The sequence below is a fragment of the Pseudomonas sp. R45(2017) genome, from assembly GCF_002112305.1.
GTDB classification, from domain to species: Bacteria; Pseudomonadota; Gammaproteobacteria; order Pseudomonadales; family Pseudomonadaceae; genus Aquipseudomonas; species Aquipseudomonas paraglycinae.
This window is the reverse complement of sequence record NZ_NEHH01000006.1, coordinates 137,232-152,116: the sequence shown is the minus strand read 5'-3', so window position 1 is coordinate 152,116 and position 14,885 is coordinate 137,232. Positions and strand designations below refer to the sequence as shown.

At 59.6% G+C, this 14,885-nt stretch carries 11 protein-coding genes; 10 read left to right on the top strand and 1 reads right to left on the bottom strand.

Going from position 1 to position 14,885, the window contains the following annotated elements:
• Nucleotides 1–101 precede the first annotated feature (101 nt).
• Complete coding sequence (locus CAF74_RS15550) at nt 102–818, top strand: SIMPL domain-containing protein (RefSeq protein ID WP_085746906.1); 717 nt, start codon at nt 102–104, stop codon at nt 816–818.
• Between the two features lie 73 nt (nt 819–891).
• Here the strand turns inward: CAF74_RS15550 and CAF74_RS15545 are convergent, their stop codons facing one another.
• On the bottom strand, nt 892–1,251 hold the full coding sequence (locus tag CAF74_RS15545) for a DUF6124 family protein (protein WP_085746905.1): 360 nt from the start codon (nt 1,249–1,251) through the stop codon (nt 892–894).
• A 957-nt stretch (nt 1,252–2,208) separates the two neighbouring features.
• Between CAF74_RS15545 and CAF74_RS15540 the strand changes: the two genes are divergently transcribed.
• The 9 genes from CAF74_RS15540 (at nt 2,209) to CAF74_RS15500 (ending at nt 14,850) form a co-directional block, all read left to right on the top strand.
• The gene (locus CAF74_RS15540; protein ID WP_085746904.1) at nt 2,209–3,810 is read left to right on the top strand and encodes an ABC transporter substrate-binding protein; all 1,602 of its coding nucleotides are present in this window, start codon (nt 2,209–2,211) and stop codon (nt 3,808–3,810) included.
• A 260-nt stretch (nt 3,811–4,070) separates the two neighbouring features.
• On the top strand, nt 4,071–5,696 hold the full coding sequence (locus tag CAF74_RS15535; RefSeq protein ID WP_085746903.1) for an ABC transporter substrate-binding protein: 1,626 nt from the start codon (nt 4,071–4,073) through the stop codon (nt 5,694–5,696).
• 300 nt (nt 5,697–5,996) lie between these two features.
• Nucleotides 5,997–7,595: an ABC transporter substrate-binding protein gene (locus tag CAF74_RS15530; protein ID WP_085746902.1), complete on the top strand. Its 1,599-nt coding sequence runs from the start codon at nt 5,997–5,999 to the stop codon at nt 7,593–7,595.
• Between the two features lie 177 nt (nt 7,596–7,772).
• Nucleotides 7,773–9,194 (top strand): OprD family porin, encoded by a 1,422-nt coding sequence (locus tag CAF74_RS15525; protein ID WP_085746901.1) that lies wholly within the window; start codon nt 7,773–7,775, stop codon nt 9,192–9,194.
• 79 nt (nt 9,195–9,273) lie between these two features.
• A complete protein-coding gene (locus CAF74_RS15520) occupies nt 9,274–10,869 on the top strand; it encodes an ABC transporter substrate-binding protein (RefSeq protein WP_085746900.1) in 1,596 nt (531 codons plus the stop codon).
• Between the two features lie 73 nt (nt 10,870–10,942).
• On the top strand, nt 10,943–11,953 hold the full coding sequence (locus tag CAF74_RS15515; protein ID WP_007953665.1) for an ABC transporter permease subunit: 1,011 nt from the start codon (nt 10,943–10,945) through the stop codon (nt 11,951–11,953).
• An 11-nt stretch (nt 11,954–11,964) separates the two neighbouring features.
• Nucleotides 11,965–12,891: an ABC transporter permease subunit gene (locus tag CAF74_RS15510; protein ID WP_039769224.1), complete on the top strand. Its 927-nt coding sequence runs from the start codon at nt 11,965–11,967 to the stop codon at nt 12,889–12,891.
• Nucleotides 12,892–12,901: 10 nt separating this feature from the next.
• Complete coding sequence (locus tag CAF74_RS15505) at nt 12,902–13,870, top strand: ABC transporter ATP-binding protein (protein ID WP_011332433.1); 969 nt, start codon at nt 12,902–12,904, stop codon at nt 13,868–13,870.
• A complete protein-coding gene (locus CAF74_RS15500; RefSeq protein WP_085746899.1) occupies nt 13,870–14,850 on the top strand; it encodes a peptide ABC transporter ATP-binding protein in 981 nt (326 codons plus the stop codon). Before CAF74_RS15505 ends, CAF74_RS15500 begins: the two co-directional genes overlap by 1 nt.
• Nucleotides 14,851–14,885 lie beyond the last annotated feature (35 nt).

The window sequence follows — 14,885 nt, the reverse complement described above, 5'->3', positions numbered from 1 at the left end:
TATAGAAGTTGTAACTGGGCGAACCGGATCATAAAAGCTAGAGTCTGATGGTTTCACGCAGGCCCCCGAACCATCACCTGCGCCCTCATCAAGGAGCTTTCATGCACACATTTCGCCGCAGCGCCGCCCTTCTCGCCCTGACCGTCGGCAGCATCGCCAGCCTTCCGGCCCTGGCCGCCGATGAGCTGCACTACAACCAGATTTCCCTGCGCGCCGAAGTCAGCCAGGAAGTGGCCCGCGACCTGATGATCGTGACCCTCTACACCGAAGAACAGAACACCGACCCGGCCAAACTCGCCGCCGACGTCAGCACCACCATGAACAAGGCCCTGGCCCAGGCCAAGCAGGTCAAAGACATCACCCTGCGCCAGGGCAGCCGCACCAGCTACCCGATCTACGACACCAAAGGCCAGAAAATCACCGGCTGGCGCGAACGCGCCGAACTGCGCCTGGAAAGCGCCGACTTCGCCGCCCTGTCCAAACTCACCGGCGAGCTGCTGACCGACCTGAAAATGGGCGGCATGGACTTCGCCATCGCCGACCCGACCCGCAAGGCCAGCGAGGACCAACTGCTGAAAGAAGCCGTCACCGCCTTCAAGGCCCGCGCCCAACTGGCCACCGACGCCCTGGGCGGCAAGGGCTACAAAATCGTCAACCTGAACCTCAACAGCAACGGCTTCCCACAACCGTACATGCGCGCCCCGATAATGATGAAAGCCGCCGGCATGGACGCAGCACCGGTCACGCCTGAAGTCGAAGCCGGCACCAGCCAGGTCAGCCTGACCGCTGATGGCTCGATTGAAGTGTTGATGCAGTGATTGAATGACGACTGAATGAAAAACCGGCGATCAGTGATGATCGCCGGTTTTTTTATACCTGGGATTTGTGTTGTCAGGTTTGCGGATCAACCCGGTCCAGCGCGCGGTTCACTGCGAGCTCGGCCAGCATGATGATCTGCTGGATGCCGAGCGCCGTACTGCGCTGCGGGCCCGAAAGCTCATTGGCGAAATTGCTGGCGATGGTATTGGCCGAGGCCAGGGATTCGCAGGCGTTGGCCAGCAGGCTTTCGGTGTCGACGTTGGGCGTGACCATGTACATCGTGCTCGGGCGCGGTTTGGAAGGGTTGGGGCACAGGTAATAGTCGAGGGCGCGTTTGATGGCTTCGCGGTTGCGGGCGAGGTCTTCGGCGCGCATGGCTTCTTCGAGTGGGGTGGGTGATTCGAGGGGTGGGTCGGGGACAACCTTGTTCATTGATTAACTCCTTGCTGACTTGAAGCCACCAAATGCCGTTCTCACGCGGCGAAGAGGTGGCAGCTATGTGCGGGGTGAGAAACCGGGCAAGGAGATTCCGGCCAGACCGAAGTCTGCCCGCACACGGCCGCCATAAATCAATTACAGGCAGCAGAAAAGCTGGCGGCAATTATGGTCGGACTGGCGTTCGAATAACACTCGCTTGCCTGGGTTCTCACACCCAATCACAGAGTTTTCTGCGACAACCAAAGACTAGGGATCGTGGTTCCGACGGACAACCTGAAAAACTTGTGGGAAGGTTCGGTGAATCCCACACATCTTTAAACATCCGAAAATGGAACGCGGAGCGTCCCGGGCTACATTCCCACGCGGAGCGTGGGAACGATCAAAAGCTGCCCTCTCCCGGAGGGAGAGGGAACTGACCGCGTCGTTTAAATGAAATACGCCGACGTGAGATATCGAAGGTGAATTCAAAATCCGAAAAGCACACAAACCGCTCTAGCTGTTGCCCCACCACCACTCAACAGGATGAGCGTTAGCTCGGCTGCAGCTTTTGATCTTGATCCACGGGCGACGTCGGAAGGCTGAGTGGAGGGATTTATCCGGGGGTGGGAGCGCAGCGACCGTTTGGCGAAGCCAAACACATCGAGAGGAGGTGCAGCGAAGCAAACCGTAGGCGATGCCCCCCGGATAAATCCCGGAGCGAAGGAACCCCGAGCCTTAGCGAGGGGCCGAACGCAGGAGCAAGCGTTTTTGGTTACTTTTTAGGCGTTCGTAAAAAGTGACCCGCCGTAAGGGCGGAACCATAAGAAGCCGTTACCGCAGCATCGGATATGCACACAATCACCCCAGATATACCGAGATAGACACCTCACCTAGAAAAACGATATTTCCGCGCCCACCGAAACCCCGGCTACCCTCCTCCCCACAACTACCTCCAGTGCACCCGGGGACTCCATGGATCGATTCACCTTCAAACCACTTCTAATAACCCTGGCCCTGACCGCCATAACCCCAATCGCCAACGCCGCAACAACCCTCGTCTACTGCTCAGAAGCCAGCCCCGCAGGCTTCGACCCCAGCCAGTACACAAGCGGCACCGACTTCGACGCCTCCGCCGAAACAGTCTTCAACCGCCTAACCCAATTCAAACGCGGCGGCACCGAAATCGAACCCGGCCTGGCGACCAATTGGGACGTAAGCCCGGACGGCCTCCAATACACCTTCCACCTGCGCCAAAACGTAAAATTCCACACCACCGACTACTTCACCCCGACCCGAACCTTCAACGCCGACGACGTCCTCTTCACCTTCCAGCGCCTGCTCGACCCGGAAAACACCTTCCGCAAGGCCTACCCCGCCGAATCCCCGTACTTCACCGACATGGGCCTCAATACCACGATCAAATCCGTGGAAAAGCTCGACGAAAACACCGTGCGCTTCAACCTGAACAACGTCGACGCCGCCTTCGTGCAAAACCTCGCCATGAGCTTCGCCTCGGTGCAATCGGCCGAATACGCCGCCCAATTGCTGAAGGAAGGCAAAGCAGCAGACCTCAACCAGAAACCGGTCGGCACCGGCCCGTTCGTGTTCAAGCGCTATCAGAAGGACGCGCAGATCCGCTACGCGGCGAACAAGGACTACTGGAAACCCGAGGACGTGAAGCTCGACAACCTGGTGTTCTCGATCACCCCGGATGCCGCCGTTCGCCTGCAAAAGCTCAAGACCGGCGAATGCCAGGTCAGCGGCTACCCGCGCCCGGCCGACATCGAAGTGATGGAAAAAGACCCGAACCTGCGGGTGTTGAAGCAGGCCGGTTTCAACCTCGGCTTCCTCGCCTACAACACCACCCACCCGCCGCTGGATCAGCTCAAAGTGCGCCAGGCGCTGGACATGGCCATCGACAAACCGGCAATCATCAAAGCGGTTTACCAGAGTGCCGGGCAGCTAGCGCAAAACGCCTTGCCGCCAGCGCAATGGTCGTTCGATCCGAACATAAAAGACGCGCCGCACGACCCTGCAAAAGCCAAGGCGCTACTCAAGGAAGCCGGGGTTGCACCCGGTACAACCATCAACCTCTGGGCCATGACCGTGCAACGCGCCTCGAACCCGAATGCGCGGATGTCGGCCCAGATGATCCAGCAGGATTGGGAGAAGATCGGTATCAAGGCCAACATCGTCAGTTACGAATGGGGCGAGTACATCAAGCGCGCCAAGAATGGCGAACACGACGCGATGATTTACGGCTGGACCGGTGACAACGGCGACCCGGACAACTGGCTGGGCGTGCTTTACAGCTGCGCGGCGGTGAAGGGCAGCAACTACGCCAAATGGTGCGATCCGGCCTACGACAAGCTGGTACAGCAGGCCAAGGTATCCAGCGATAAATCGCAACGGGTAAAACTGTATCAACAGGCGCAACTGATCCTTAAACAGCAGGTGCCAATCACGCCGATCGCCAACTCCACGGTGTTCCAGCCGCTGCGCAAGGAAGTCACTGACTTCAAGATCAGCCCGTTCGGTCTAACCCCCTTCTATGGCGTGGGTATAAATAAGTAACACCCGGCCCCAATCCGGCGCGCACAACGTGACCAACGCACCGTTTTGGGGCTTCGTTTGCACCGTAAAAACCGTCCGCAAACGGTCAAATGCGTCAGAAGTTATACGGATGCGACATTAAGGTACGTTCGTGCCACGCTTTGACGCCGCCGAGCGCTCTGGATCTTGCATTGGGTATGGGCCCTGCATAAGTATCCGCAGGCACGACTCACGAGGTCGTACCTCACAACTAAAAAATGACAACAAATCATGAGGCCAACATGCTTAAACACGCGGTCATTCCGTTTTTAGTCGGCGCAGGCTTGTTAGCCTCCGCACCTTTCGCCACCGCTGCGACTAACCTGGTGTTCTGCTCCGAAGGCAGCCCGGCCGGTTTCGATCCAGGCCAATACACCACCGGAACCGACTTCGACGCCTCAGCCGAAACCATGTTCAACCGTCTGACCCAGTTCGAGCGTGGCGGTACCGCCGTGATTCCTGGTCTGGCGACCAAGTGGGACATTTCTGATGACGGCCTGACTTACACCTTCCACCTGCGTGAAGGCGTCAAGTTCCACACCACCCCGTATTTCAAGCCGACTCGTGAGTTCAACGCCGACGACGTGCTGTTCACCTTCAATCGCATGATTAACAAGGATGACCCGTTCCGTAAGGCGTACCCGACCGAATTCCCGTACTTCACCGACATGGGGATGGACACCAACATCACCAAGATCGATAAAGTCGACGACCACACCGTCAAGTTCACTCTGAAAGAAGTCGACGCCGCGTTCATCCAGAACATGGCCATGAGCTTCGCGTCGATCCAGTCCGCCGAGTACGCAGCCCAGCTGCTGAAAGAAGGCAAGGCTGCCGACATCAACCAGAAGCCGATCGGCACTGGTCCGTTCGTGTTCAAGAGCTACCAGAAAGACTCCAACATCCGCTACACCGGGAACAAGGACTACTGGAAGCCTGAAGACGTGAAGATCGACAACCTGATCTTCGCCATCACCACCGACCCGTCGGTACGTATCCAGAAGCTGAAAAAGAACGAGTGCCAAGTCACCCTGTTCCCTCGTCCGGCCGACCTCGCGGCACTGAAAGCCGATCCTACGCTGAAGATGCCTGACCAGGCTGGTTTCAACCTGGGCTACATCGCCTACAACGTGATGGACAAGGTCAAGGGTAGCAACGAGCCGAACCCGCTGGCTGACCTGCGCGTGCGTCAGGCACTTGACATGTCGGTGAACAAGCCACAGATCATCGACTCGGTTTACCAGGGTGCGGGCCAACTGGCCGTCAACGCCATGCCGCCGACCCAGTGGTCCTACGACACCACCATCAAGGACGCCAAGTACGATCCTGAGAAAGCCAAACAGCTGCTCAAGGAAGCCGGCGTCAAGGAAGGTACCGAGATCGTCCTGTGGGCGATGCCGGTTCAGCGTCCGTACAACCCGAATGCCAAACTGATGGCCGAAATGCTCCAGTCCGACTGGAAGAAAATCGGTCTGAACGTGAAGATTCAGAGCTACGAGTGGGGCGAGTACATCAAGCGTTCCAAAGGTGGCGAGAACCAGGGCATGCTGATTGGCTGGAGCGGTGACAATGGTGATCCGGACAACTGGCTCAACGTGTTGTTTGGTTGCGACTCCCTGAGTGGCAACAACTTCTCCAAATGGTGCGACAAGAAATTCGACGGCCTCGTGAAAGAAGCCAAGCGCACCACTGACCAGGCCAAGCGCACCGAACTCTACAAAGAGGCGCAGCACGTCCTCAAAGATGCAGTCCCTATGACACCTATCGCTCACTCGACGGTGTATCAACCCATGCGCGCCAACGTGCAGGACTTCAAGATCAGCCCATTCGGCTTGAACTCCTTCTACGGCGTCAGCGTCAGCAAATAAAAGAAGCAGCGGCGACGTGTTCAGCGTCGCCGCTGTTTTTTTTGCCGAGAAGTCAGGAATTTGCCTACAACCTTTTCCGCCCCGTCTTACTGGGTTGGTTCAGGACGTGTTGCCTTTTCCTACGAGTCTTTAGGACTCAGCGCATTTACTGCCAGACCCACGGCCCCTACCGTCGGGTTCTGACCAGTGACTGCGTGGGCTATCGGTTTTGCTGCCGTATTGGTTTGAGCTCAATGCCGCCACCACATCCCTGGACGGGATCGCGGCGCATTGAAAAACACTAAAAAAAGAGGGAGCGTCATGCGCCATACCTTGGTTTTTTCCGCATTGCTGGGCGCCGGCCTGTTGGCCGCCACGTCCGCCAGTGACGCCGCCAGCAACAGTCTGGTGTTCTGCTCCGAAGGCAGTCCGGCCGGTTTCGATACCGCGCAGTACACGACAGCGACCGATAACGACGCCGCCGAACCGCTGTACAACCGACTGGCCGAGTTCGAAAAAGGCGCGACCAATGTCGTACCGGGCCTGGCAACCAGCTGGGATATTTCCGAGGATGGTCTCAAGTACACCTTTCACCTGCGTGAAGGTGTGAAGTTTCATACAACGCCGTACTTCAAACCTACGCGCGATCTCAACGCCGACGACGTGCTGTTCACGTTTAACCGCATGCTCGATCCGCAACAGCCATTCCGTAAGGCTTATCCGACCGAGTTCCCGTATTTCAACGGGATGAGCCTCAACAAGAACATCGCCAAGGTCGAAAAGACCGGGCCGCTGACCGTGCAGTTCACGCTCAACAGCGTCGACGCCGCGTTCATCCAGAACATCGCCATGAGCTTCGCCGCCATCCTGTCTGCCGAATACGCCGACAAGCTGCTGGCCGAGGGCAAGCCGAGCGACATCAACCAGAAGCCGATCGGCACTGGGCCGTTCGTGTTCAAGAGCTACCAGAAAGACTCGAACATCCGCTACACCGGCAACCCGCATTACTGGGATCAGAGCCGGGTGAAGCTGAAGAACCTGATTTTCGCGATCAATACCGACGCTTCGGTACGTGTGCAGAAGCTCAAGGCCGGTGAATGTCAGGTCACCCTGCACCCGCGTCCGGCCGATGTGCCGGCACTGAAGAACGACCCGAAACTGCAATTGATCGAGAAACCAGGCTTCAACCTCGGCTATATCGCCTACAACGTGCGTCACAAGCCGTTCGACCAGCTCGAAGTACGCCAGGCGCTGGACATGGCAGTGAATAAACAGGGGATTCTCAACGCTGTTTATCAAGGCGCCGGCCAACTGGCCGTCAACGCCATGCCGCCGACCCAATGGTCCTACGACGACACCATCAAGGACGCCGCCTACAACCCGGAAAAAGCCAAAGAGCTGCTCAAGGCTGCCGGCGTCAAGGAAGGCACCGAGATCACCCTCTGGGCGATGCCGGTACAACGTCCGTACAACCCGAACGCCAAACTGATGGCCGAGATGCTCCAGGCCGACTGGGCCAAGATCGGTCTGAAAGTGAAAATCGTCAGCTACGAATGGGGCGAGTACATCAAGCGCACCAAGAATGGCGAGCACGACATCAGCCTGATCGGCTGGACCGGTGACAACGGGGATCCGGACAACTGGCTCGGCACGCTCTACAGCTGCGACGCCATCGGCGGCAACAACTACTCCATGTGGTGCGATCCGGCTTACGACAAGCTGATCAAACAGGCGAAGGTCGTCACCGACCGCGACCAGCGCACCGTGCTCTACAAACAGGCCCAGCAACTGCTCAAGCAGCAGGTGCCGATCACGCCTGTCGCTCACTCGACGGTCAACCAGCCACTGAGCACCAAAGTCGAAGGGTTCAAGGTGAGCCCGTTCGGTCGCAACGTTTTTTCGGGTGTCAGCATCGATTAAACAAAAAACCGATTAGCCGCAATGCTGAGGGGGCCGTCTACCCCCTCACGCAAGCGCTTTGCCGAAACTCGCCTATCAGGCCTTTTGCAAACGTTTGCGATGTGTGAATGAGTTCTAAACCAATAACCGGCCAACCCAAAAAAGCCGGCATAAAAAGAAAGTAAAGGAGCTTCACCCATGAAACTGAGCAGCACCGCGATACTGGCCCTGGCCATCAGCAGCATCACCGCCACGGCGTACGCAGAACCTGCAAGTCAGGAGTTCGTCCCTACCACATTGGCCGGCAGCAGCGCCCAAAGCGAGGCCAAAGGCTTTATCGATGGACAAAGCCTGGGCGGCACAACGCGTAACTGGTATGCCAACGAACTGCGTCGTCGTGACGACAGTTTCAGTTACGTGAAAAACAGCGACAAAGACACCTCGCCAGTGGTCAGAACAAAGACCCCGCGTCGTATCAACTGGGTTCAGGGCACCATCGTCAACTACACCTCGGGCTTCACCCAGGGCACCGTGGGCGTCAGCACTGAAGTGGCCGCTTACAACGCCATCGTGCTGGATCGCGACCGCAAGGACATCGCCGGTGGCTCCAACCGCACCCTGGCTCACTCCGACGGAGACGCGGTAGACCAGTGGAGCAAACTGGGTCTGGCCAACGTCAAGTTCCGCGTGTCGAACACCACGCTGACCGCCGGTCGTCAGAACTTCAGCACGCCGATCGTCGACGTCATCGGCAACCGTCCGCTGCCTTCGAGCTTCGAAGGGATCAGCCTGCACAGTGAAGAATTCAACAACCTGTCGTTCGACCTGGCCGGTTTCGACCGCGTTTCGCCACGTACCGAGCAGAGCCTGTCGAAATTCCGTTCCGAGTACTCCGCAACCGGCGTCGAGACCGACAAGGTCTACACCGGCGGCGTTAACTATCAGCCGTTCAAGAGCCTGAAAACCAGCCTGTACGTCGCCAACGTCGAAGACTTCTGGAATCAGTACTACTTCGGCGGTACCCACGAACTGGGTGACAGCCAGGTCCTGAGCCTGACCACCGGTCTGAACTACTACAAGACCGTCGACGAAGGCAAAAAACTGATGGGCAACATCGACAACGATACCTACTCGTTGTCCCTCGGCCTGACTCACCAGGCCCACAGCCTGACCTTCTCGTACCAGCAAGTGAACGGTAACGAGTACTTCGACTACCTGCATGAAACCAACGGCATCTACCTGGCCAACTCCCTGCTGTCGGACTTCAACGGCCCGAACGAGAAATCCTTCCAGATCGCCTACGGCATCAACATGGCCGAATACGGCGTACCAGGCCTGAAGTTCAACATCTATCAGGCTCGCGGCTGGGGCATTGACGGTACTCACTACCGTGGCACGGCTTACACCATTCCAGATGACAAGCGCGGCGACCTGAGCCTGATGGACGGCGAATCGCACTACGAATACGGCATCGGTGCTTCCTACGCCGTGCAGAGCGGCCCGCTCAAGGCCACTGCGATTCGCGCGACGTACACCACTCACCGCGCCAGCGAACACCAGGCTGACGGCAACATCAACGAGTTCCGTCTCGTGACCACCATTCCATTCAACATCCTGTAAAAACCGCCAGCCGACGGCTGACTCAGTGACGAGTCGGCCGTTCGGCTTTTTGTCTTCAACCGATTGCAGAGGGTTCTTGATGAAAATGCTTCCCCTACGAGCGGCCATCGCGGCTGCGTTGCTGAGTGTCGCTGTCGGCGTCTCGGCCAAACCCTTGGTGGTCTGCACCGAAGCCAGTCCGGAAGGCTTCGATATGGTCCAGTACACGACTGCAGTCACTGCCGACGCGGTGGCCGAAACCATCTTCAACCGTCTGGCGGACTTCAAGCCCGGCACCACCGAAGTGATTCCGGCGCTGGCCGAGTCCTGGGACATCAGCGAAGACGGCCTGACCTACACGTTCCACCTGCGCAAAGGCGTCAAGTTTCACACCACCGAATATTTCAAGCCGACCCGCGACATGAACGCCGACGACGTGGTCTGGAGTTTCCAGCGTCAGCTGGACCCGAATCACCCGTGGCACAAGCTGTCGAGCGTGGGCTTTCCGTACTTTGAAAGCATGGGCTTCAAGGAACTGCTGAAAGGCGTTGAGAAAGTCGACGACAACACCGTCAGGTTCACCCTGACCCGCCGCGAAGCGCCGTTTCTGGCCGACATCGCCATGGCGTTCTCCTCGATCTACCCGGCCGAATACGCCGACCAGTTGCTCAAGGCCAACAAGACCGGCGACCTGAACAACAAACCGGTCGGTACCGGCCCGTTCATCTTCCAGCGTTACGCGAAAGACGCCCAGGTACGCTTCAAGGCCAACCCGGACTATTTCCGTGGCAAGCCGCCGGCTGACGCGCTGATCCTGGCGATCGCCACCGACAACAACGTGCGCTTGCAGAAACTCAAGGCCAACGAGTGCCAGATCGCGCTGTACCCGAAACCGGATGACATCCCGAGCATCAAGAAAGACAGCAACCTGAAAGTCGACGAACTGGATGCGATGACCGTCTCCTACGTCGCCATGAACACCCAGCACAAGTACATCAGCGACGTGCGGGTGCGCAAAGCGATCGACATCGCCTTCGACAAGGAAGCCTACGTCAACGCCCTGTTCGGCAAAGGCAACGCGTCGGTCGCGGTCAACCCGTACCCGCCAACCCTGCTGGGCTACAACCACGAGCTGAAGAACCCGCCACGTGACCTCGATGCTGCCCGCAAGCTGCTCAAGGAAGCCGGCGTACCGGAAGGCACCGTGTTTACCCTGTTTACCCGTAACGGCGGCGGCCCGACCAACCCGAACCCGATGCTCGGCGCGCAGATGATGCAGGCTGACCTGGCGAAAGTCGGGATCAAGATCGACATCCGCGTGATGGAATGGGGTGAGATGCTCAAACGCGCCAAGGCCGGCGAGCACGACATGGTTTCCGCCGGATGGGCGGGCGACAACGGCGACCCGGATAACTTCCTGACGCCTATGCTCAGTTGCGAAGCCGCCAAGAACGGCGAAAACTACGCTCGCTGGTGCAACGAGAAATTCCAGGCCCTGCTCGACGAAGCACGGGCTAAAGTAGATCCGGCCGAACGCGCCAGGCTGTATGAGCAGGCTCAAGTGCTGTTCAATCAGGACCAACCGTGGATCAGCATGGCCCACACCCGCATGTTCACCGCAATGCGCAACAACGTAGAGGGTTATCACATCAGCCCTCTGACAACCAATAACTTCGCCACCACCCAGGTGAAGTAGATAAGAAACTCCCGGCGATCCTGACCCCAGGGTCGCCGGGCACGCCTAACCGGCTGATGAGGTACCACACACGATGTTTAGTTTTATTGCCCGCCGACTGGGGTTATTGATCCCCACGTTTTTCGGCATCACCTTGCTGACTTTCGCGTTGATTCGCATGATTCCCGGCGACCCCGTGGAAGTGATGATGGGCGAACGTCGGGTCGACCCCGAAATGCACGCTCAGGCAATGGAACGCCTCGGTCTGAACAAACCGCTGTACGCCCAGTACCTGGACTACATCGGCAAACTGGCCCACGGCGATCTCGGCGAATCCCTGCGCACCCGTGAGAGCGTATGGACCGAGTTCACCTCCCTCTTCCCGGCGACCCTGGAACTGTCCATGGCCGCCCTGCTGTTCGCCGGCATCCTGGGCCTCCTGGCCGGGGTGATCGCGGCCCTCAAGCGAGGATCCCTGTTCGACCACGGGGTGATGGGCATCTCCCTCGCGGGTTATTCGATGCCGATTTTCTGGTGGGGTCTGATCCTCATCATGTTCTTCTCGGTGAGCCTGGGCTGGACCCCGGTGTCCGGGCGGATCGACCTGCTTTACGACATCGAGCCGCGCACCGGTTTCATGCTGATCGACACCCTGCTGGCCGATGACATGGGCGCCTTCCTCGATGCCCTGCACCACCTGATCCTGCCGGCCATCGTGCTGGGTACCATTCCGCTGGCGGTGATCGCGCGGATGACCCGTTCGTCGATGCTCGAAGTACTGCGTGAAGACTACATCCGCACCGCCAAGGCCAAAGGCCTGTCGCCGTCGCGCGTGGTGTTCGTGCACGGCCTGCGCAACGCGCTGATCCCGGTACTGACCGTGGTCGGCCTGCAAGTCGGCACCCTGCTGGCCGGTGCGGTCCTGACCGAAACCATCTTCTCCTGGCCCGGCATCGGTAAATGGCTGATCGAAGCCATCGGCGCCCGGGACTACCCGGTTGTGCAAAACGGCATCCTGTTAATCGCCTGCCTGGTGATTCTGGTCAACTTCGTGGTGGACATCCTCTACGGCTTTGCCAACCCACGCATCCGTCATCAGCGCTGAGGTCAATACCCATGAGCACTCCAACTTCCTCAGTAGTCACCGCCGCCACCGCCGTGGATCAAAGTCTGCTGTACCCGTCCCCGTACAAAGAGTTCTGGCAGGCCTTCGCCAAGAACAAGGGCGCCGTCGCCGGCCTGCTGTTCATGCTGCTGGTGATTTTCTGCGCGATCTTCGCGCCGTGGGTCGCCCCGCATAACCCGAGCGAGCAATACCGCGACTTCCTGCTGACGCCGCCGGCGTGGCTCGAAGGCGGGCAGATGCAGTTCCTGCTCGGCACCGATGAACTGGGTCGCGACCTGCTGTCGCGTCTGATCCAGGGTTCGCGCCTGTCGCTGCTGATCGGTCTGTCGTCGGTGGTAATGTCGCTGATCCCGGGGATCCTGCTGGGTCTGTTCGCCGGTTTCTTCCCGAAAGTGGTCGGCCCGACCATCATGCGTCTGATGGACATCATGCTGGCCCTGCCGTCGCTGCTGCTGGCCGTGGCGATCGTCGCCATCCTCGGCCCAGGCCTGATCAACACCGTGATCGCGATTGCCGTGGTGTCCTTGCCGTCCTACGTGCGTCTGACCCGTGCCGCCGTGATGGGTGAGCTGAACCGCGACTACGTGACCGCCGCGCGCCTGGCCGGTGCCGGTCTGCCACGCCTGATGTTTATCACCGTGCTGCCGAACTGCATGGCACCGCTGATCGTTCAGGCGACCCTGAGCTTCTCCTCGGCGATCCTCGATGCCGCCGCCCTGGGCTTCCTCGGCCTCGGCGTCCAGCCGCCAACCCCCGAGTGGGGCACCATGCTGGCTTCGGCCCGCGACTACATCGAACGCGCCTGGTGGGTGGTGAGTCTGCCTGGTTTGACCATTTTGCTCAGCGTGCTGGCAATCAACTTGATGGGCGACGGCCTGCGCGATGCGCTGGACCCGAAACTCAAGAACGCCGCCTGAGGAGATTCCCATGTCACTGTTAGAAATCAAGAATCTCAATGTTCGCTTCGGCGACAAGAACGCCACCCCGGTCGTCGACGGCCTCGACCTGAAAGTCGACAAGGGCGAAGTCCTGGCGATCGTGGGCGAGTCGGGTTCCGGCAAGTCCGTGACCATGATGGCGCTGATGGGCCTGATCGAGCACCCGGGGATCGTCACCGCCGACTCGCTGAGCTTCGACGGCAAGAACATGCTCAAGCTGAACAACCGTCAGCGTCGGCAGATCGTCGGCAAAGACCTGGCGATGGTGTTTCAGGACCCGATGACCGCGCTGAACCCGAGCTACACCGTCGGTTTCCAGATCGAAGAAGTGCTGCGCCTGCACCTGAAAATGTCCGGCAAGCAAGCGCGCAAGCGTGCGATCGAGCTGCTGGAAAAAGTTGAAATCCCGGGCGCCGCCAGCCGTATGGATGCCTACCCGCACCAACTGTCCGGCGGGATGAGCCAGCGTGTGGCGATTGCCATGGCGATTGCCGGCGAGCCGAAACTGCTGATCGCGGACGAGCCGACCACCGCACTCGACGTGACGATTCAGGCACAGATCATGGATCTGCTGCTGGCGTTGCAGAAAGAACAGAACATGGGCCTGGTGCTGATCACCCACGACCTCGCCGTGGTGGCCGAAACCGCCCAGCGCGTGTGCGTGATGTACGCCGGTCAAGCCGTTGAAGTCGGACAGGTGCCGCAACTGTTCGACATCCCCGCCCACCCGTACAGCGAAGCGCTGCTCAAGGCGATTCCGGAACACAGCCAGGGTGCCGAGCGTCTGGCCACCCTGCCGGGCATCGTTCCCGGCCGTTACGACCGCCCGCAAGGCTGCCTGCTGTCGCCGCGCTGCCCGTACGTGCAGGACAGCTGCCGCGCGCAGCGTCCGACCCTTGACCCGAAAAGCCACAGCCTCGCCCGCTGCTTCTATCCGTTGAACCAGGAGGTGGCGTAATGGCCGTCGTACTTACCGCCCGCGACCTGACCCGTCACTACGAAGTCTCCCGTGGCCTGTTCAAGGGCCACGCCACCGTGCGCGCCCTCAACGGCGTGTCGTTCGAGCTGGAAGCCGGCAAGACCCTCGCCGTCGTCGGTGAATCGGGCTGCGGCAAATCCACCCTCGCCCGCGCCCTGACCCTGATCGAGGAGCCGTCATCCGGCTCGCTGAAAATCGCCGGGCAGGAAGTGGCCGGCGCCGACAAGGCCCAGCGCAAGCAACTGCGCAAAGACGTGCAGATGGTGTTCCAGAGCCCGTACGCATCGTTGAACCCACGGCAGAAAATCGGTGATCAGCTGGCCGAGCCGCTGTTGATCAACACCAACCTGTCAGCTGCCGAGCGTCGCGAGAAAGTCCAGGCGATGATGAAGCAGGTCGGCTTGCGTCCCGAGCACTACCAGCGTTATCCGCACATGTTCTCCGGCGGTCAGCGTCAGCGTATCGCGCTGGCCCGCGCCATGATGCTGCAACCGAAAGTGCTGGTGGCGGACGAACCGACCTCGGCGCTGGACGTGTCGATCCAGGCGCAGGTGCTGAACCTGTTCATGGACATGCAGCAGGAGTTCAACACCGGCTACGTGTTCATCTCGCACAACCTGGCGGTGGTGCAGCACGTGGCCGATGACGTGATGGTGATGTACCTCGGTCGCCCGGTGGAAATCGGTCCGAAACACGACATCTATGCCCGTCCTCTGCACCCGTACACCCAGGCGCTGTTGTCGGCGACCCCGACCATCCACCCGGATCCGGACAAGCCGAAAATCAAGATCGTCGGCGAGCTGCCCAACCCGCTGAACCCGCCGCCTGGCTGCGCGTTCCACAAGCGCTGCCCGTACGCCACCGCGCGTTGCAGCAGCGAAGAGCCGGTCCTGCGCCAGCTCGACACGCGTCAGGTTGCCTGTCACTACGCCGAGCAATTCCTCGACGGCGCGGCCTGAAAAAACCCGCCCCGTTTCCCGGGGCGGGTTGTTGA